The 19,303-nt window shown below is 67.0% G+C and carries 18 protein-coding genes; 8 read left to right on the top strand and 10 right to left on the bottom strand.

Translation table 11 applies throughout. The features are described from left to right. Positions 1–225: 225 nt before the first annotated feature. The 4 genes from B3K53_RS01595 to aguB all read left to right on the top strand — a co-directional run bounded on the left by B3K53_RS01595 (position 226) and on the right by aguB (position 6,265). Complete coding sequence (locus B3K53_RS01595; RefSeq protein ID WP_292082325.1) at positions 226–1,470, top strand: capsule biosynthesis protein; 1,245 nt, start codon at positions 226–228, stop codon at positions 1,468–1,470. A gap of 193 nt (positions 1,471–1,663) precedes the next feature. Continuing rightward, a complete protein-coding gene (locus tag B3K53_RS01590) occupies positions 1,664–4,183 on the top strand; it encodes a TonB-dependent receptor (protein WP_292082324.1) in 2,520 nt (839 codons plus the stop codon). 199 nt (positions 4,184–4,382) lie between these two features. Beyond that, positions 4,383–5,396, top strand: a complete 1,014-nt coding sequence (locus B3K53_RS01585) for an agmatine deiminase family protein (RefSeq protein ID WP_292082323.1) — start codon at positions 4,383–4,385, stop codon at positions 5,394–5,396. A gap of 2 nt (positions 5,397–5,398) precedes the next feature. Beyond that, the gene (aguB, locus tag B3K53_RS01580; RefSeq protein WP_292082322.1) at positions 5,399–6,265 is read left to right on the top strand and encodes an N-carbamoylputrescine amidase; all 867 of its coding nucleotides are present in this window, start codon (positions 5,399–5,401) and stop codon (positions 6,263–6,265) included. Here the strand turns inward: aguB and B3K53_RS01575 are convergent, their stop codons facing one another. The 6 genes from B3K53_RS01575 to B3K53_RS01550 form a co-directional block, all read right to left on the bottom strand. Next, positions 6,266–7,237, bottom strand: coding sequence for a right-handed parallel beta-helix repeat-containing protein (locus B3K53_RS01575; RefSeq protein WP_292082321.1), 972 nt, complete (start codon positions 7,235–7,237; stop codon positions 6,266–6,268). Beyond that, complete coding sequence (locus tag B3K53_RS01570) at positions 7,237–8,055, bottom strand: phosphatase PAP2 family protein (RefSeq protein WP_292082319.1); 819 nt, start codon at positions 8,053–8,055, stop codon at positions 7,237–7,239. The genes B3K53_RS01575 and B3K53_RS01570 overlap by 1 nt, the downstream gene beginning before the upstream one ends. Further along, positions 8,055–8,549 carry a hypothetical protein gene (locus B3K53_RS01565; protein ID WP_292082318.1) on the bottom strand — a complete coding sequence of 165 codons (495 nt, stop codon included), beginning with the start codon at positions 8,547–8,549 and terminating at the stop codon, positions 8,055–8,057. Before B3K53_RS01565 ends, B3K53_RS01570 begins: the two co-directional genes overlap by 1 nt. Positions 8,550–8,621: 72 nt before the next feature. Beyond that, complete coding sequence (locus tag B3K53_RS01560) at positions 8,622–8,954, bottom strand: ribonuclease (protein ID WP_292082317.1); 333 nt, start codon at positions 8,952–8,954, stop codon at positions 8,622–8,624. A 160-nt stretch (positions 8,955–9,114) separates the two neighbouring features. Next, positions 9,115–10,173, bottom strand: coding sequence for a 1,9-bis(guanidino)-5-aza-nonane synthase (locus B3K53_RS01555; RefSeq protein ID WP_292082315.1), 1,059 nt, complete (start codon positions 10,171–10,173; stop codon positions 9,115–9,117). A gap of 118 nt (positions 10,174–10,291) precedes the next feature. Next, a complete protein-coding gene (locus tag B3K53_RS01550) occupies positions 10,292–11,554 on the bottom strand; it encodes a type III PLP-dependent enzyme (RefSeq protein ID WP_292082313.1) in 1,263 nt (420 codons plus the stop codon). 273 nt (positions 11,555–11,827) lie between these two features. Here B3K53_RS01550 and phnC point away from each other — a divergent pair, with 273 nt between their 5' ends. From phnC to B3K53_RS01530, 4 genes are all read left to right on the top strand, one after another. Beyond that, positions 11,828–12,625, top strand: a complete 798-nt coding sequence (gene phnC / locus B3K53_RS01545; protein ID WP_292082311.1) for a phosphonate ABC transporter ATP-binding protein — start codon at positions 11,828–11,830, stop codon at positions 12,623–12,625. Then, positions 12,622–13,629, top strand: a complete 1,008-nt coding sequence (gene phnD / locus B3K53_RS01540) for a phosphate/phosphite/phosphonate ABC transporter substrate-binding protein (RefSeq protein ID WP_292082309.1) — start codon at positions 12,622–12,624, stop codon at positions 13,627–13,629. Before phnC ends, phnD begins: the two co-directional genes overlap by 4 nt. Before the next feature lie 65 nt (positions 13,630–13,694). Beyond that, the gene (gene phnE, locus B3K53_RS01535; protein ID WP_292082326.1) at positions 13,695–14,438 is read left to right on the top strand and encodes a phosphonate ABC transporter, permease protein PhnE; all 744 of its coding nucleotides are present in this window, start codon (positions 13,695–13,697) and stop codon (positions 14,436–14,438) included. Positions 14,439–14,554: 116 nt separating this feature from the next. Next, positions 14,555–15,640 carry a substrate-binding domain-containing protein gene (locus B3K53_RS01530; protein WP_292082306.1) on the top strand — a complete coding sequence of 362 codons (1,086 nt, stop codon included), beginning with the start codon at positions 14,555–14,557 and terminating at the stop codon, positions 15,638–15,640. Positions 15,641–15,708: 68 nt separating this feature from the next. On the opposite strand, the gene B3K53_RS01525 is transcribed toward B3K53_RS01530, so the two are convergent. The 4 genes from B3K53_RS01525 to B3K53_RS01510 form a co-directional block, all read right to left on the bottom strand. Continuing rightward, positions 15,709–16,578: a WcbI family polysaccharide biosynthesis putative acetyltransferase gene (locus B3K53_RS01525; RefSeq protein WP_292082305.1), complete on the bottom strand. Its 870-nt coding sequence runs from the start codon at positions 16,576–16,578 to the stop codon at positions 15,709–15,711. Next, positions 16,575–17,633: a GSCFA domain-containing protein gene (locus tag B3K53_RS01520; RefSeq protein ID WP_292082303.1), complete on the bottom strand. Its 1,059-nt coding sequence runs from the start codon at positions 17,631–17,633 to the stop codon at positions 16,575–16,577. The genes B3K53_RS01525 and B3K53_RS01520 overlap by 4 nt, the downstream gene beginning before the upstream one ends. 3 nt (positions 17,634–17,636) lie before the next feature. Then, on the bottom strand, positions 17,637–18,722 hold the full coding sequence (locus B3K53_RS01515) for a glycosyltransferase family 4 protein (RefSeq protein ID WP_292082301.1): 1,086 nt from the start codon (positions 18,720–18,722) through the stop codon (positions 17,637–17,639). A 73-nt stretch (positions 18,723–18,795) separates the two neighbouring features. Beyond that, on the bottom strand, positions 18,796–19,257 hold the full coding sequence (locus tag B3K53_RS01510; RefSeq protein ID WP_292082298.1) for an Lrp/AsnC ligand binding domain-containing protein: 462 nt from the start codon (positions 19,255–19,257) through the stop codon (positions 18,796–18,798). Positions 19,258–19,303 lie beyond the last annotated feature (46 nt).

Below are 19,303 nucleotides of genomic sequence, written 5' to 3'. Positions count from 1 at the left end.
CCATCGACATCAACTTCTAAGGCATGAAGTCCCCGGAGCAGACCGAAAGGTCTCGCTCCGGGAACGATGTCCAGGATGTCGAAAAAGTCCGGCCGTCGGCCTCGTCCAGAGCCGGCGGCCTTCTTGTCAGCACAATGCAGACTCGATCCGACCGTCCAACCGCCTTGTCATCGACGTGGCCTTGGCACTAGGAAGGGGCTCGATTCTTGGAAAGACACCCCGCGTTTGCTTGCGCCATTTGATCCTGATCAGCCGAATGCAATCCCGCTGGTGCAGGCGGATTTGCGCGGCCGCCGCTTTCTGATCGTCACGGCCCCGTTCGGCGGGTTCGGGCGGCTTCTGGCCCAGGCTGTCATCGCAAGGGGCGGCGAAGTCGGCCGCATGATTTTCAACGCCGGCGACCTTGTGACCTGGCGGCGCCCCGGCGGCGTGACTTTCCGCGACCATGTGCGACGTTGGCCTGCCCGGGTCCGGGAACTGGCCGATCAGTTCACCGACATCATCGTCTTCGGCGAGGGCGGTCCCTATAATCAGGGCGTCCTGGCTCAGGCCGAGGCGCTGAAGGCGCGCGTCTGGGTGCTCGAGAACGGCTACTTCCGCCCCGACTGGATCACTCTGGAGCAGAACGGGGTCAACGGCTCCAGCAGCCTGCCGCGTTCAGCGGCGGGATACGCCATACCCGGCCCCGAGCTGCCGGTGACGCGCCCGGTCGGCAAGATCCTGCCGCATCACGTGTTCAACATCAGCTTCTATCATGCGGTGCAGCCGCTGGGGCGGCTGGCCTTCCCGCGCTATCGGCACCCCTATACGGTTTCGCCCTGGCGGCAGTTTTTCGGCCATATCCGCCGCTATTTCGGCCTGGCCACGCGTCCCAAGCAGTCCTGCGACGCCGACGTGATCCGCGCGCGCGGTCCCTTCTTCATCGCCTGCCTGCAGCGGGAAGGCGACGCCCAGCTGCTGCGCTATTCCTCCTATGCCGACAACACCGCCTTCCTGGCCGAGGTCATGGGCAGCTTCGCTCGCCATGCGCCCAAGGACTGCCGGCTGGTGGTCAAGAACCATCCTCTGGATCCGGGGTTGTCGGATCTGGAGCACATGACCCGTTGCCTGGCGGTGGAGCGCGGGCTGGATGACCGGGTCGATTTCATCGACGGCGGCAACCTGGCCCAGCTGTGCCGCGCGTCACAGGGCATGGTGGTCAATAACTCCAGCGCGGCCCTGTCGGCGCTGGGGTTCCGTACCCCGGTCAAGGTGATGGGCGACGCCTTCTTCGATTTTGAAGGCCTGACCGACCAGCAGCCTCTGGATGATTTTTGGAGCGCGCCCAAGCCCGCCGACGCCAAGCTTTTCACGGCGTTCCGCGCACACGTGATCGCTCGCAGCCAGATCAACGGCAATTATCACGAGCCCCGCGCCATGCGCTCGACGGCTAATCTGATCGCCGACGCTTTCGCGGTGCGCGCCGGCTGACGGCCCTGTCGGATGGGGAGATGAAACCATCCACAGAGGTGTGACGATATAGCCACCCCCGGCGACTGTCATATCACTGTCACACGACTGTCGTCCAAACTTCCCGCAGCGGCCTTAAGGCCCAGCCCATCTCGACAGGCGTCACGGCCTGCCGCGCATGGCGCTACGCCTTCATCACTGGGGATACCAACAGATGACCAACCGCAAACAGCTGTTCTGGGCGACGACCGCCCTCATGAGCGGCCTTCTCATGGCCGGCGCCGCTTCGGCCCAATCGACCGGCACCGAAGCCACGGAAGTCAGCGACGTCGTCGTGACCGGCCAGCGCGGCCCGCGCAACCTGGAAGGTCTGGCGGTTGCTGAAACCGTCGCCAAGACCCGCAACACCGTCAACCAGGAATTCATCGCCACCCAGGCCGCTGGTCAGACCATCCTGCAGACCCTGAACCTGACGCCGGGCCTGAGCTTCACCAACGCCGACCCCTATGGTTCGTCGGGCGGCAACATCCGTCTGCGCGGCTTCGACGGCGCCCGCGTCTCGCTGACCTTCGACGGCATCCCGCTGAACGACACCGGCAACTACTCGTCGTACACCAACCAGCAGATGGACCCGGAACTGATCGAGCGCGCCTCGGTCAACACCGGTTCGACCGACGTCGACAGCCCGACCGCTTCGGCCACCGGCGGCACCATCAACTATGTGACGCTGCGTCCGACCACCGACATGGGCGGCTGGGTCCAGGGTTCGCTGGGCGACTTCAACTATCGCCGCGTCATGGGCCTGTTCAACACGGGCGAGTTCGGCCCGTGGGGCACCACCGCCTGGGTCGCCGCCTCGTACCAGAACTATGACAAGTTCAAGGGCATCGGCGAGCTGGAGAAGGTGCAGTACAACGCCCGCATCTATCAGCCGCTGGGCGACAACGGCGACTTCGTGGCCCTGTCGGGTCACTACAACGAGAACCGCAACAACAACTACAACGGCCCGAACCTCGGCACCGCCACCGGCTTCTGCGACGTCGCCAAGACCCAGGTCTGCGTCGATCAGGTCAATGATCCGGCGAACCCGTTCGGCTGGGGCGTCGACTTCGACCGCACCTATATCGCCCCGACCTTCCGCAACGGCGTCGCCGACAATGACGCCAACGGCTCCAACTACTGGGGTCTGCGCGTGAACCCGTCCAACACGGGCAACATCCGCGGCAACTCGCGCTTCACCCTGATGGACGGCCTGGTCCTGACGGTCGACCCCTCGTTCCAGTACACCCTGGCCAACGGCGGCACCCAGCAGACCGTTCTGTCGGAAACCGACGCCCTGCTGCGCGGCACGAAAACCACGGGCGGCGTCGACCTGAACGGCGACGGCGACACCCTGGACCGCGTGCGCGTCATGTCGCCGTCCAACACCAACACCCACCGCTACGGCCTGAACAGCTCGCTGATCTGGGATCTGAACGACAACCACCGTCTGCGCGCCGCCTATGCGCTGGACTGGGGTCGTCACCGTCAGACCGGCAACTACGGCTTCGTCGACTTCTCGAACCCGTCGAACCCGACCTTCGTCGACGTCTTCGGCGGTCGTAACGACACGGACAACCGCGTCGTCAACCTGGACGGCTACGCCCTGCAGTCGCGCGACCGCAAGTCGATCGCCTCGCTGAACCAGTTCTCGGCCGAATACCGCGGTCGCTTCCTGCAGGAAGCCCTGACGGTCACGCTGGGTGTCCGTGCTCCCTTCTTCAAGCGCGAACTGAACCAGTACTGCTACACGCAGAACGCCTCGTCGAACGTGCTCTGCACCTCGGAAGTGCCGAACGCGACCCTGGCAAACGGCAACGTCACCTTCGCCGGCCGCGGCACGACGCAGTACATCAAGCCGTACTCGCGTGAAGTGAAGTTCGACGACATCCTGCCGAACGTCGGCGCCACCTACCGCTTCGGCGAAGGCCACTCGGTCTTCGGTAGCTACAGCGAGTCCCTGTCGGCTCCGCGTACGGACAGCCTCTACGCCGTCACGCGTTTTGCCGATAACTCGATCGGCAACCCGACGGTTCAGCCGGAAACCTCGAAGAACATCGACCTGGGTTACCGCTACACCACCTCGACCATCGTGGCTCAGGCCTCGGTGTTCCAGAACGAGTTCGACAACCGCATCGTCAGCACCTGGGACGAAGACCTGGGTCAGTTCGTCGACCGTAACGTCGGCGCCGTGGAATCGATCGGTTTCGAAGCCTCGCTGGGCTGGCAGCCGACCGAGAAGCTGAACCTGTACGGCACGGTCTCGCTGCTCAACAGCGAACTGCAGGACAACTACCGCTACAACGCGGCGGGCGCTGAGCTGCAGACCAAGGGCAAGAAGCAGGTTGAAACGCCGGAACAAATGTTCTCGCTGCGCGCCTCGTACAAGTTCAACGACGTCTTCTCGGCCGGCGTTCAGGGCAAGTACACGGGTGAGCGTTGGGTCACCGACGTCAACGACCTGAAGGTTGACGCCTTCACCGTCGTCGATCTGGACGCCCGCTTCGACTTCTCGACCCTGGGTCTGGACGGCACCTACCTGCAGCTGAACGTCATCAACCTGCTGGACGAGCAGTACTACTCGACCCTGGGCACCCGCGCGTCGGCGACCCCGGGCCAGCTGGGCTACAGCCGTCCGTTCGCGGGCGTCGGCGCTCCGCGTACGATCATGGCTTCGATCCGCTACAGCTTCTAAGCTTCAGCTTCGATCCAGAAATGAGGAGGGCGGTCCGGCGACGGGCCGCCCTTTTCTTTGTTTGCCGGCCTGCCGCGCGTTCGCGCTACTTGAGGCCCGTTCCGGCGGCTGCGGCCGATCGCCCGCAAACATTGAACCGGGGGGCGTCTCGGCCTATCTGGCGCGGTCTGCCTTTCTTCCGTTCGGATCGACTTCGCTCATGACATCGCCTCTGACTATGGCCATCCCCGCCGAATGGACGCCGCACCGGGCCATGTGGGTCGGCTGGCCCAGCCATGCCGAGCTGTGGGGCGAGTATTTCGCCCAGGCCCAGGACGAGGTCGAGGCCCTGGTCAGGGCGCTTGCCGGTCCGGGGCGCGAAAACGTCAAGCTGATGGTCGGCAATGACGAGGCCCTGCCCGGCGCCCGCGCGCGTCTGGACGGCGTCGATGGGATCGAGGTCGTGGCGGCGCGCTTCGGCGACATCTGGCTGCGCGACACCGGCCCGATCTTCAACGCCGGCTCGAAGACGGCCCAGACCTTCAGCGTCAACGGCTGGGGCGGCAAGTACGACTATCCCCACGACGACGAGGTCGCTGATCAGATCGCCGAGTTTTCCGGCGTGCCGACCACCCGTCATGACTTCATCCTCGAAGGCGGCGCCCTGGACCACGACGGCGAAGGCACGGTCCTGACCACGCGTCAGTGCCTGTTGAACAGGAACCGTAACAAGACCTGGACCGGGGCCGAGGCTGAGGCCGCCCTGGCCGCCTCGGTCGGCGCCAAGGTGGTGGTCTGGCTGGGCGACGGCCTGCTGAACGACCACACCGACGGTCATGTCGACAATCTGGCCCGCTTCGTCGCCCCCGGCGTCGTCGCCTGCCCCATCGCCTTCGGCCGCAAGGACCCGAACGCCGAGGTCTATGACGACACCGCCCGCCTGCTGTCTGAAACGACCGACGCCATGGGCCGCAAGCTCAAGGTCCTGCGCATTCCGTCGCCCGGCCTGGTGTTGGACGCCGACGAGCGCCCGGTCCCGGCCAGCCACATGAACTTCCTGATCGCCAACGGCGCCGTCGTGGTGCCGACCTATGGCGATGATGTCGCGGCCCGTCTGGCGGGCGAGGCCCTGGCCACCGTCTTCCCCGACCGCGAGATCGTCCTGTCGCCGTCCAACGCCGTCCTGACCGGCGGCGGATCCTTCCACTGCATCAGCCAGCAGGAGCCCGCGTAAAGATGACCCGCACCGTCACCGTCGCCGCCCTCCAGACCTCGTACGGCGAGGATATGCAGGCGAACATCGACAAGACCATCGGCCTGATCCGTCAGGCCGCGGCGAAAGGCGCGCAGGTCATTCTGCCGTCGGAACTGTTCCAGGGCCCCTACTTCTGCGTGACGCAGGAAGAGCACTGGTTCACCTCAGCCTATCCGTGGCGCGAGCATCCGGCCGTGGTCCAGCTGCAGTCGGTGGCCAAGGAACTGGGCGTGGTCATCCCCGTCTCGATCTTCGAGAAGGAAGGCCCGCACTACTTCAACTCGATGGTCATGCTGGACGCCGACGGCGAGGCTCTGGGCGTTTATCGCAAGAGCCATATCCCGGACGGCCCCGGCTATCAGGAGAAGTACTACTTCCGCCCCGGCGACACCGGCTTCAAGGTCTGGAACACCCGCTTCGGCCGCATCGGCGTCGGCATCTGCTGGGACCAGTGGTATCCCGAGGCCGCGCGCGCCATGGCGCTTCAGGGCGCCGACATCCTGATGTATCCGACCGCCATTGGCTCGGAGCCGCATGACGCCACCCTGGACACCGCCGCCCCGTGGCAGCGCGCCATGCAGGGCCACGCCGTCTCCAACGCCATGCCGGTCATCGCCTCGAACCGCATCGGTCACGAGACCCTGACCGAGGCCGGTCAGAGCTTCTACGGCCACTCCTTCATCGCCGACCATCGCGGCGATCTGGTCGAGAGCCTGACGGGCGAAGAGGGCGTGCTGGTCCACGCCTTCGACCTCGACTTCCTGGATCAGTATCGCGCCGCCTGGGGCTTCTTCCGCGACCGTCGTCCGGAACTGTACGGCGCCTTGGCGACCGGCCGCCCAGCCTAGTCAGCGACGAGCGTTCCGCGCCACGACATTGCCCGTGGCGCGGTCGCCGTCGTCGGCGCTGCTGCCCCAGGGATAGCCGCGATCCTCGCCGCAGTAGGAGCGGCGGCCCTCGCGCGCGCCGACCACGACCCGTTGCGGGCGCAGCCGCGCGGCGCCCGAGAAGACATTGTCCGTGATCTGATTGTTCGACGGCGTCTGATGCCGGATCACGCCGCGCTCGCCGCAGTTGCGATACAGGAAGACGCCGGGACGCCCCTTCAGATCGAAGCGGTTGCCGATGATGCGGTTACGCGCTGAACCGTCAATGGCGACAACCTCGCGCCGGGTCCCCACGGCGATGACGTTGTTCTCGATCCGGTTGTCGGCGCTCTCGGCGTCCAGATAAAGGGCGGTCGCATCGCTGCGGCCGCTCAGGGTCGAGTGGGTTAGGCTGAGCCGCGTCACCCCCGGCCCGACGTAGAGGGGGATGGAGCCGGTCCCGACGATGGTCACCCGGTCCAGTGCGATGTGTGACGGCGCCGACCCTTGCGTCGTCGCCGTATGGTCGGCGGTGCGAGACGAGGCGCGCAGGTCGTCATAGCCGCCGTCCGCCCCCATGCCCCAGACGCGCACCGCGCCGTGGATCGTGCAGTTCGTGATGCGGATGTCGGTGGGCCGGCTCCAGTGCTGGGCCGTGATGCGGCGCGACCAGACGGCGATGGTGGGCTGACGGGTCGTGACGGGGAGGCCGGGGCGGCCGATCGCGCCGCCGTTGCAGTCCAGCCCGGCGCCGGAGGCCTCGGCGCCTTCGATCAGGATGGGACGGACGATGGCCTGACCGGGCGCCAGCACGGCGCGGCAGGTCAGACGCCAGGGCGTGGTCGCGGCGTCGGTCAGTTCCGCCAGTTCGGCCGCCGTGCAGGGGCGGGCGGCGGGCAGGGCCCAGGGGTCTGGCGCGGCGCCCAGCAGCAGGAGCGCCAGAAGCGACGACATCAGGGCAGGGGCGCGGCCAGGGCCAGACGCTCGGCGGCGCAGCCGGGGCTGGTCAGGCCGGTCGCGCGGGCGGCGGCCAGTTCAGCCCGGGCGGCGGTCAGATCGGCGTCGAAGCTCGGCCGTGTCGCGGCCGCGTCGAACACGGCCTTGCCAAGGGTTTCGCCGGCGGCGACGTCGCTGGGATAGTGCATGCCGCAGACCAAACGGCTGAGGCCCATTTCGTGGGCGATGCGGCGGGCTTCGGCCGCGCGTTCGGGGTCCAGGGCGGCGAAGGCCTCGCCATAGACGGTGGCGACGGTGGAACTGCCCGAGGGATAGGAGGCGCCTCTGCGCCCCGCTTCGCTGACGCGTTGGCAGGGACGGCGCTCGGGATCGTCGCCGACCGGGCGGGCGCGGAAACCGCGCGCCTTGACCAGTTCGGCTGCGGCGTCGGAATCGTCGAACAGCTTCTGCATCAGGCGGTTCAGGTTCGGCGTCGCCGCCGAGCCCAGACGCACGCCCAGGGTGCAGTCGAAGTGCTGCAGGGCCAGCGGCGGGCGCAACTCGGCGTGGGCGGTGGCCAAGAGCCAGCGGTCGCTGTCCTCCAGCGTCTTGAACTGGTTGGAGCGCGCCTTGTCGGCCAGATCGGTCGGGGAGCCGGGCGTGGGCGGTGGCGGCACGGCTTCAGCCAGGGCCTGGATGAGCGGCCCGGTCAGATAACCCTTGGCTTCCGGGGCGGTGGCTTGAACCGCTTGCGGGCGCAGGGCGGCGGGGGTGCCCGCGCAGGCCGAAAGCCCGGCGGCGACGGCAGCGACGATGACGGCCCCCCGGCGGTGCATCAGGCCCCGGCGCTCCAGGTCAGTTGCACCGAGGTCAGGCCCCCTTCGCCCGGCGAGGCCACGACCTGCAGGGTGGCGCCGTTGGTGGTGCGGGCGGCGGCGCCATAGGCGCGGGCCTCGCCCTGGTTCATGGCCATGACGGGGGCCAGGCCGGCGGCCTCGGCGCGCTGTTTGTAGAAGGCGACGACGGCGTCGGGGCCGGCGTCCGTGGTGAAGGTGATCAGGCCGCCGGGTCCGGTCGGGCCGTTGGCGACCGTGGCCGGGCCGTCGGTCTGAGCGCCGGGATAGAGGGCGGCGAAGGCCGGGGCGCCGTCGATCGACGCCGGCGCCGGTTCGACATCGGCGGCAGGGGCTGAAGCGGCGGCCGGCGCGATTTCGGCGGGCGTGTCTGCGGGCGGGGGCAGGCTGGTCTCGGGCGCAGCCTGGCTGCGCTCATCGCATCCGACGAGACCGACCGAAAGGGCCACGGCGACGGCTGCCACGCTACGCTTCATCCCGCCTACGTCCTTGAGACTGTTCAACTTGATGAACACCGTGGCCCATCCGTGCGGCGGCAGCAAGGCGGTTCAACCGGTTGGAGCATCAACATCGTCGCCGGGCTGGCCGGTGGATTTGCGGGCTTCGGCCGGGCCGCCCGCCGGACCACCCGCCAGTTTGTCGCCTTCGGCCTTGAGGCGGCGACCTTCGGCGGCCAGCGCCGCATTGATCGTGTCCTGGTCCGGATCGATTTCCGAACCGCTGGCCGAGCCGCCGCGCAGCGATCCCGCGCGGGTGTCCGACCCCATGTCAGTGCCTTCCAGCGCCTTCTTGAGCGCATCCTGGGTGTGACCCAGGTCGGGCTTCTCGCCCATGGCGGCGGCTTCTAGAGCTTCGGGCGTGTCGAGTTTGGGGTCGGCCATCATCGTCTCCTTGCTGAGGAGGAAAAGCGAAGCCGTGGGGGGAGGGTTCCAACAAAGAAAAGGCCGGCGGACTTCTCCGCCGGCCTTTCTTGTTTGCGCCTAACGCGCTTCGCGCTGCTTGAGGCGTCGAGCCGAAAGGGCAGAGCCTTCAGGTCGCGGCCTAACAGGGATGGCCGAACAGCTTGTTCCAGCGCCGCTTCTCGCGGCTCTTCCAGGCGCCGCGATGCCAGGCGTCCGACCCGATCAGCGGCACCACGGTCGTGGCCTCGGCGAAGACCATCTGTTCGTGCGTCGTCTGGACCTTGCCCCACGACGCCGCCTCCTTCAGCGTCGAGGATGAGCAGGCGCCGTCGCGCACGTCGGCCACGGTGATCTGGACCGCATAGCGGTGCATCTCGGCTTCGACGCCCAGGATCTCGGCGCAGACGACGGTGTCCTGGGCGAAGTTCTTGGGCACGCCGCCGCCGACCATGAACAGGCCGGTCACGCCCGCAGCGATCTTGATGTCGGTCAGTTCGCGGAAGTCGGCGATGGCGTCCAGCATCAGATAGGGCTTGCCTGCGGCCGCGCGCTCCTTCTGGTGCTTGACCAGGCCGAAGCCGGCGGAGCTGTCGACAAAGGCCGGGCAGAAGATCGGCACGCCTTCTTCATAGGCGGTCTGGATCAGCGAGCCGGGCTTTTTCGCATTGCCCTCGGACAGCCACTTGCCCATCTCCCAGATGAACTCGCGGCTGGAATAGCCGCGCGGCTCCAGGCGGTTGGCGATCTCCAGGATGGTGTGGTCGCAGGCCTGGAGCTCTTCCTCGTCGATATAGGTGTCGTAGATGCGGTCGATGTAGTTGTCGCGCAGGACGTTGTCGTCCACCTCGCCGGCGGCCTGATAGTGCTTGAAGCCCAGGGCCTCGAAGAAATCCATGTCGACGATCGAGGCGCCGGTGGCGACGACGGCGTCGACCATCCCGAACTTCACCATGTCGCGATAGACGTGCATGCAGCCGCCGGCCGAGGTCGAGCCGGCCAGGATCAGCCAGGGGGAGCAGGCCTTGTCTTCCAGCGCCATGTTGAAGATGTCGGCGGCGCGGGCGGTGTCGCGCGAGCTGAAGGACATCTTGCGCATGCTGTCGATGATCGGGCGCGCGTCGAAGGATGTGATGTCGACGTGCTCGACGGTGTTCTGCAGCAGCGCAGCCTTCTGGTTCGACTGAACGGGAGCGTTCATTTCGGCGGTTTCCCTGAGATATGAGCGCCCGTCGTCAAGCAGACGCAACGGCCCGGACGGAGCGACGGGCCGTTGCGGATCTCATGCCAACGTCCGAAGACGGTTTTGGGTCAGGCGATCAGCGCTTGCGCTTGCGGGCGCCGGCCTTGCCCTTGGGGCGCGACAGGCGGACGACCTTGCGGGCGGCTTCCTCGGCCGAGGTGCGGACCGTGGGGATCGAGCGCGGAGCCAGGCCGTAGAGCGAAGCCATCGGGGCGTCCTCGACCGCGGCGATCTCGTGCTCGCCATAGCCGTTGAAACCCGTCGTCATGGCCACGCCATAGGCGCCGAGCATGCCGATCTCGATGAAGTCGCCTTCCTGCACATCGGCCGGCAGCCAGAACGGGCCCGGCATGTGGTCGATGCTGTCGCAGGTCGGGCCGTAGAAGCGGAAGGGCTTCAACTCGCCCGAGCTTTCACCGTCCCGGACCAGCTTGGTCGGGAAGGGCCAGCGCGAGTGGGTGGCGTCGAACAGCGAGCCGTAGGAGCCGTCGTTCAGATAGAGGGCGTCGCCCTTGCGCAGGTCCACGCGGCACAGCACCGACGACGACTCGGCCACCAGGGCCCGGCCGGGTTCGCACCACAGCTCGGTCGTTTCCGACACCGGCATCTCGTTGAAGCCGCGATGGATGGCGTCGGCGTATTCGCTCAGGTCCGGCGGGACCATGCCCGGGTAGACCGAAGGGAAGCCGCCGCCGACGTCGACGATGTCGACGAAGACGCCCGCCTTCTTGATGGCGCGGCCGACCTGCGACATGGCCGCTTCATAGGCCGACGGACGCATGCACTGCGAGCCGACGTGGAACGACACGCCCATCAGGCCGTCCTGAACCGCCTGGCGCACGGCCAGCAGCAGGGCGGGGGCCTGATCCGGCGAGACGCCGAACTTGCCCGACAGGGAATAGGCGGCGCCGTCGGCCGAGACGGCCATGCGCACGACCAGGTTCAGGTCGTCGGCGTTGTCGGTGGCCTCGAGGATCTTCTGCAGCTCGTCGTGGCTGTCGAGCACGAAGGTGCGCACGCCATGGTCGGCGTAGGCCGCACGGATCGCGCCGCGGCTCTTGACCGGGTGCATGAAGGCCAGCCGCGCGTTCGGGCTGACCGAGCGAACCAGCTCGATCTCAGCCAGGGAGGCGACGTCGAAAGCATTGACGCCCTGTTCGACCAGGGTCTCGATGACCCAGCGCGAGGGGTTCGCCTTCACCGCATAGAAGACGTCGGCTTTCAGATTATCCTGGAACCAGCGCGCCGCTACGGAAACCGAACGCGGCCGCACGAGGGCGACGGGACGTTCAGGGGACCGCTCACGGACCAGGTCCAGGGGAAGTTGGTACGTGCGCAATTCACGTAACCCCCTGCTAATTGTTAACCCAGACCGGCGTTAGCAGCGCTTAACGGTTAGACCACGGGGTCCGCCGGAACGCGCGATGTAGGGATGCGCGGCTGTCATGTAAAGCGGTAATTTCATGACCTGATCCACATCCGATCCACAGGGGAACCGGCGCTTCGGGGCCTCAGACTGGACGAAAACGACGCAGCCGTGCCATTAAGACTTGTCGAAACGCGCGTGGCGCGTCATGCGGCGCCCCCTGTTGCAACCGCCACCCACGGGTTCATGAGTTCTTCAACCGCCGCTGTCGCGTCCGTAAGGGATGTGTCAAAGACCTACGGAGCCCGAAAGGCGCTCGACGGCGTGTCCGTCGAAGTGGCCGCCGGCGAGATGGTCGCCCTGATCGGTCCGTCCGGATCGGGCAAGTCCACCCTGCTGCGCTCCATCACCGGCCTGCATCCCATCGATCCCGGCAAGGGGACGATCCAGGTGTTCGGCGAAACCGTTCAGCAGAACGGCCGCATCACCGGCGCCGTGCGCAAGGCGCGCGGCCGTCTGGGCATGATTTTCCAGCAGTTCAACCTGGTAGGGCGCCTGTCGCTCTTTTCCAACGTCATGCTGGGCGCGCTCGGTCGTCTGCCGGGCTGGCGCGGGATTTTCGGCGTCTGGCCCAAGGCCGACAAGGATCGGGCCATGGCGGCCCTGCACCGCGTCGGCGTGTCTGACTACGCACCTCAGCGCGCCAACACCCTGTCGGGCGGGCAGCAGCAGCGCGGCGCCATCGCCCGCGCCATCGTTCAGGGCGCGCAGGCCATCCTGGCCGACGAACCTGTCGCCTCGCTGGACCCGGTTTCGGCCCGCAAGGTGATGGAGTTGCTGGTCGAACTGAATAAGCGCGACGGCATGGGCGTCATCGTCACCCTGCACCAGGTCGACTACGCCATCCGCTATTGCGACCGGGTCATCGCCCTGCAAAAGGGCAAGGTGGTCTACGATGGCCCCTCGACCGGTCTCGATTCCAAGCGCCTGATTGAAATTTACGGTCCTGAGTACGAGGACGCGTTCTGGGAAGCCAAGGCATGACCCGCACCCCCATCACTCGCCGCCTCATGGGCGTCGCCGCCGTCGCCGCCCTGACCCTGGGCCTCGCCGCTTGCGGCAAGGGCGAAGAGAAGACCTCGGGCGCGGCCCCGACGGAAATCACCTTCTCCATCCTGTCGGCCGAGGGCCAGGCCTCGTCGGGCCCGCTGTGGCAGCCCCTGCTTGATGACATGTCCAAGGCCATTGGCGTGCCGGTGAAGCCCTACTTCGGCTCGAACTACACGGTTCTGGTCGAAGCCATGCGCGGCAACCACACCCAGGTGGGCTGGTTCTCCGCCAAGCCCGAGGTCGAAGCCATCGACCGCGCCAACGCCGAGGTCATCGCCCGCACGGTCAACCGTGAAGGCCTGGACAGCTATCAGTCGACCCTGATCGTCAAGAAGGGCTCGGGCATCACGCTGGACAAGGTTCTGGCCTGCGGCAAGCAGTACAACTTCGGCATCGGCGACGCCCAATCGACCTCGGGCACGCTCGCGCCCATGACCTTCCTGTTCAACGCGCGCGGCGTCGTGCCGTCGCAATGCTTCAAGACCGTCCGCTCGGCCAATCACCAGGCCAACGCCTTCGGCGTGGCCACCGGCGTGATCGACGTGGCGACCTCGAACAGCGTCAACACCATCTTCATCCGTCGCGAGAATCCGCAGCTGGCCGATCAGATCGAGGAGATCTGGGTCTCGCCGCCGGTCCCCGAAAGCGGCATCGTCGTGCGCGAAGACCTGGATCCGGCCCTGAAGGAAAAGATCCGCAGCTTCTTCCTGACCTACGGCCAGGGCGAAGGCCCGGAAGCCGAGCGCCAGCGCAAGGTTCTGGCCGGTCTGGAGTATTCGCGCTTCGCTGCCGCTGACGACAGCTACCTGAACCCGATCCGCGAGATGATCGCCGACCAGAAGCGCGGCGAGGCCGAGGCCAAGGGCGACAAGGCCGGCGCCGCCGCCGCCGCGGCCGAGCTTCAGCGTCTGCGCAGCCTGCGTGAGGTCCAGCCTTGACCTCTGCTCCGCTTACGCCGGCCGCTGTTCCCGCCGCGCCGCAAAAGTCCGCCGTCTCGTGGGCGATGGACATCCTGGTCTGGGGCGGCGTGATCGCCGTCCTGCTCTACAGCATCGACGCCGTCGATCTGGGCAATATCTCGCGCCTGTTCTCGGGCAATGAGAGCACCCGCCTGTTCGTGCAGGACCTGCTGCGTCCGGACTTCTCCGACTGGAAGATGTTCGTCGCCAAGATGTGGGAGACGGTCCAGATCGCTCTGTGGGGCACCTTCCTGGCCGTGCTGTTCGGCATTCCCCTGGGTCTGGCCGCCGCCCGCAACATGGCGCCGGCCTGGGTGGTGACGCCCGTGCGCTGGGTCATGAACCTGCTGCGTTCGGTCCCCGATCTGGTCATCGGCCTGCTGTTCGTCACGGCCGTGGGCCTCGGCCCTCTGGCCGGCGTTCTGGCCATCACCCTGAACACGGCCGGCGTTCTGGCCAAGCTGTTCTCGGAAGCGGTCGAGTCGATCGACAAGGGTCCGGTCGAGGGCGTCCGCGCCACCGGCGCGTCCAAGCTGCATGAGATCGTCTGGGGCGTGATCCCTCAGGTGGCGCCGCTGTGGACCTCGTTCGCCCTTTATCGCTTCGAATCCAACAGCCGTTCGGCCACCGTCCTGGGCCTGATCGGCGCCGGCGGCATCGGGCAGGTGCTGTTCGACAGCATGAACGCCTTTAACTTCCGCGCGGTGTCGGCCATCGTCATCATCGTGGTCGTGGCCGTGACCCTGATCGACACCCTGTCGCAGGTCATGCGCAAGCGCCTGCTGTAACGGGCCTCTGCGGGGGCGGCCGCAAGGTTTGCTCTGACTGTCACAAAGGTCTGGCCGGACCGTCACACTCTGCTGCTCTAAAGCGTCGCATACTGACGACTTGGAGAGGTCCGGCCATGATCCGTTCCCTGAAACTCACCGCCAAATTCGGCGCTTGCGCCGCCGCCCTGGTCGCGCTCGCCGCCTGCGGCAACAACGAGGGCGGCGCCGCCCCTGGCAGCCAGAAGGCCCGCGCGGGTATCTGGGCTGCCGGTTCCTCGACCGTCTTCCCCTTCGCCACCCGCGTGGCTGAGAACTTCGCCCGCACCTCGGGCAGCACGGCCGCGCCGCGCATCGAGTCGCTGGGCACCGGCGGCGGCATCCAGGCTTTCTGCGGTGGCGTCGGCCCCTCGACCCCGGACATCGCCAACGCTTCGCGCCCGATGAAGCAGAGCGAGTTCGACCGCTGCGTCGCCAACGGCGTCACCGACATCGTCGAGATCAAGATCGGCTTCGACGGCATCGTCATCGCCACGGCCCGCACCGGCAACAGCTTCAACTTCGAACTGAACGACCTCTACGAAGGTCTGGCCAAGGAAGTGCCGGGCTCGAACGGGACCTTCATCGCCAACCCGGCCAAGACCTGGAACGACGTCAACAAGGGCCTGCCCAACCAGCGCATCCAGGTTTACGGCCCGCCGCCCACCTCGGGCACGCGCGACGCCTTCCTGGAGCTGGGCATGGCTCCGGGCGGCAAGCTGATCCCCGCCGTCGCCGCCTTTAAGGACGACAAGACCAAGTTCGAGACCCTGACCCACACCCTGCGTGAAGACGGCGCCTGGGTCGACTCGGGCGAGAACGACAACGCCATCGTCCAGACCCTGACCCGCACCCCAGGCTCGCTGGGCGTGTTCGGCTTCTCCTTCCTGGAGCAGAACATGGACACCGTGAAGGCCGAGACCATCGACGGCGTCGCCCCCTCCGCCGAGACCATCGCCGACGGAAGCTATCCTCTGGCCCGCAGCCTCTACATCTACGTCAAGAAGGCCCACGTGGGCGTGACGCCGGGCCTGGAGCAGTTCGTCCAGGAGTTCATGTCGGAAGGCTCCGCCGCCCGCGGCGGCTACCTGCAGGACCGCGGCCTGGTGCCGCTGCCCGCCGATCAACTGACGGCCGAACGCGCCAAGGCCGCCGCCATGACTTCGATGGCCCGTCCGAACTAAACGGTCTGCTCAGGCCAAAATGACGACGCCCCGGGATCGCTCCTGGGGCGTTTGTCTTTTGGGGGCGCTCAACGAACGACATGGGTGCGGATGAAATGACGCGCCCTCTGGATGGCCTGTTCCCCAGGGCCTGAGCCGAGGCTTCTATCCCCGAGCTTGTCGAGCGCCTCATAGGCCTGTCGAGCGACGGCCCGAATGTCGCTCAGGCTCCATGACGCCGGTGTCGGCGCCCAGCCGCCGCGCTGCGCCAGTTCGGGATAGGCCGGCCAGACCGGGCCTTGGGCCAGTTCGTCCTCCGGAAGAGGCGCCGTCGGGCTGCGGGCAATTCCGGCCAGGTCGAGCGCCTGGGCGGCGACCGACTGGAGGATTTCCACACGGGGGTGGTTGACGGTGTGCATGAAGGGCGCGGCGGGGGCGTTCAGGAAGGCGGACAGATCAAAGCCGTGGCGCCGGGTGCGGGGCTCGAGCAGGGCGACGGCCTCGTCGAAGGCGTCGAAATAGCCCAGGGCGGCATAGGCGAAGGCGTTGAACAACCCGGCCGCACGTTCGGGCGCCAGCGCTTCGGCCCAGGCGGCGCACAGCAGGGCCGAATGATAGGGGCCGACGATCCCGTCCATCGCCCGACCATCGCGCATCACATAGACGCAGTCGGGGTGGAAGCCGCGAAAGATGACCGGCGGCCAGCGGCGGGCGCGCGATCCGCTTTGCGCCAGCGCCGTCTCGAAAAGGCCGGTCAGGCGAGGCTGCACCTCCTCAAGGGTCTGGATCAGGGCCAGGTCGCAGGCCGCCATTTCGGCGGCGAGGGCGGTGATGACCTCGGGTTCGTCGCCGTCGGCCAGGGCGACGCTGCGCGACACGACCTCGACCTGGGGCGCGAGCAGGCGGATGCATTGGGCCACGCCGTGCGCCTGACAATTGCCGAGGACGCCGATCTTCATGGCCGGTCGATCGCTTCTTCGTCGCAGACGACGCCTTGCAGGGCGGCGTATTCATCCATCGCGGTCGCCGTCGGTCCGCGAGAGGCGGACGGCCTGGGCGAGGCCGGGGCGGCGGCCTCGTCCAGATAGTGACGGCCGAACACCTTCATGACCTGGGCCACGCCTTCGGGCAGGACGTTGCGCAGGTCCTCGGCGAAGTAGCGGCCACGGCTTTGTGGGCCGGTGATGATCTCATAGCTGGGGAAGTAGTCGACGCCCTCGTTTTGGCGCGCCACGGTCTCGGCCGCCACGCGCAGCACCGACTTGCTATAGGTCGTGGCCGCCAGAACATGGCGGTCGCTGATCGTGGCCATGAGGGCCACTGGCGAGACGGTGAACAGCACCCGCAGATCAGGGGTGAGGATGCGCGCCAGCTTCAGGACGGCATTCAGGTCGTCGACGATCTCCTGAACCGTGAAGTGGTGCGGCTGGATCAGGTCGGGGCGAGCCGCATCGCCCGCGATCCCTGGCGCTAGAGGAAACACGGCGCCGTCTTCCTGCGACACCCAGCCTTCGGTCAGGCCCAGGGTGAAGACGAGGACGTCGGCCTGCTCGAACATGGTCCGCACGGCGGCCAGGTGCTGTTCGCGGTCGGCCAGCATGGCCTCTTCGCTGTCGAAGCCTTCAGGCTCGATCTGCGGCCGGAAAGGATCGACGAACCGCTCGCCCAGGCGCCAGGCCGGCTCGGCGGGCGCAAACAGACCGAAAGCGCGCTGGAACAGCTGCAGCAGCTGGCGGGCGGTATAGATATTGCCGAACCGGGCGGGATAGACGCCGTAGTTCCGATCCGCCGGCCCCGGCTCGGTGACGAGATAGCGATAGCCCTGGGATTGCAGAGACCGCGAAATATGCTGCGCGAAACAGCTTCCAGCGGTGACGATCTGGTCATCGCGTCCGAGGGCGAAGCGCGGGGCAACGACGGGGTCGACGTCTTCCGCCGCCACATGCCCTACGGCGCGCGACCAGAAGGCATGGTCGGGTTGGGCGCGGTATGGATTGTCGCCGCCATTCGCCATGCGTCAGGCTGCGGCCTTGCGCCTCAGCCGGGCGATGCGGCGCAGGCGGCGCCAGAAACGGCCGCGCGCGGGCTCGGGGTAGGGCTGCAGGTTCTCGACGAACTGTTCCGCCGAGGCGCGCCAGCTGAACTTTTCGGCGTAGGCGCGCACATCCTTGCGATCCAGCTCCAGGGCTTTCAGGCAGGCCGTCTTCAGGTCGTCGTCGATGAAGCCCGCGCCCGAACCCGGGATGATGTCGATGGGGCCGTGGGCCGGATAGGCCGCCACCGGGGTGCCGGCGCCCATGGCCTCCAGGATCACCAGGCCGAAGGTGTCGGTCCAGCTGGGGAAGACGAAGACGTCGGCGTCGGCGAAGCAGCGGGCCAACTCGTCGCCGAAGCGGGCACCCAGGAACTTGGCGTCGGGGTACTTCTCTTCCAGATCGGCGCGGGCTGGGCCGTCGCCGACCACGATCTTGGTGCCGGGCAGGTCGAGCTCAAGGAAGGTCTCGATGTTCTTCTCGACCGCCACGCGGCCGACGTTGAGGAAGAAGGGACGGGGCCAGTTCTCACCGCCCATCTCCTTGTAGATGGGCTCCAGGTCGGGCCGGAACAGCTCGGTGTCGACCCCACGCGTCCAGGGCGAGACGTTACGGAAGCCATGCTCGACCAGTTCATCGCGCAGGGTGGGCGTTGCCACCATCAGTCGGCCCGACGGCTTGTGGAACCATTTCATGTAGGCGTAGCCGACCTGGACCGGGATCGGGAACCGCGCCGAGACGTATTCGGGGAACTTGGTGTGATAGCTGGTCGTGAACGGCAGCTTCCACTCCACGCAGATGCGGCGCGTGGCGATGCCAAGCGGGCCTTCGGTGGCGATGTGGACGGCCTCGGGCTCGAAGGCGCGCAGGCGTTCGCGAATCTCTTCTTCGGCGCCCAGGGCCAGCCGGATCTCGGGATAGGTGGGGCAGGGAATGGTCTTGAACTGGCTGGGTTCAATGACGTCGACCTCATGGCCCATGGCGCGGCATTCGGCCACGGTGCGGGTCAGGGTGCGGACGACTCCGTTGACCTGGGGTTCCCAGGCGTCGGTGACCAGAACAATGCGCATGAAGTCGAGTGGGCCCGGGCCGTTTCGCTGAGCGGGAAGTTCTAGCCGCTTCGCATGACGAAGGCGAGACGGGTTACAGCGGCAAGACCGTCGTCGACTTCACCTCTTCGAGAACAGCATAGGTTCGGGTCTCGCGCACGCCGGGCATCCGCACCAGAATGTCGCCCAGAAAGACACGATAGGCGTCCATGTCGGCCACCCGCGCCTTGATCAGATAGTCGAACCCGCCCGCCACCATGTGACACTCCAGCACCTCGGGTTGGCGGCGCACCGCGTCGGCGAAGGCGTCGAAGACGTCGCCCGTCGTGCGGTCCAGCAGAACCTCGATGAAGATCAGCAGGGCGCGCTCGGCCGAGGCCGGGTCGATCAGGGCGGCGTAGCCGGTGATGACCTTGCGCTCCTTCAGCCGCTTGACCCGCTCGAAGCAGGCGGCGGGCGACAGATTGCACCTTCGCGCCAGTTCCGCGTTGGAGATGCGGCCGTCGATCTGCAGAACGCGCAGCAAACGGCGGTCGGTATCGTCAAGAATTTGCATGGCGAATGAGCCTGATTGCCGAATGATCTCTGGTTCAGGTCGCCAT

Source organism: Brevundimonas sp. UBA7506 (genome assembly GCF_002479495.1).
Classification (GTDB): domain Bacteria; phylum Pseudomonadota; class Alphaproteobacteria; order Caulobacterales; family Caulobacteraceae; genus Brevundimonas.
Note: the sequence above shows the minus strand (reverse complement) of the source record. Positions and strands in the feature narration are given on the sequence as shown.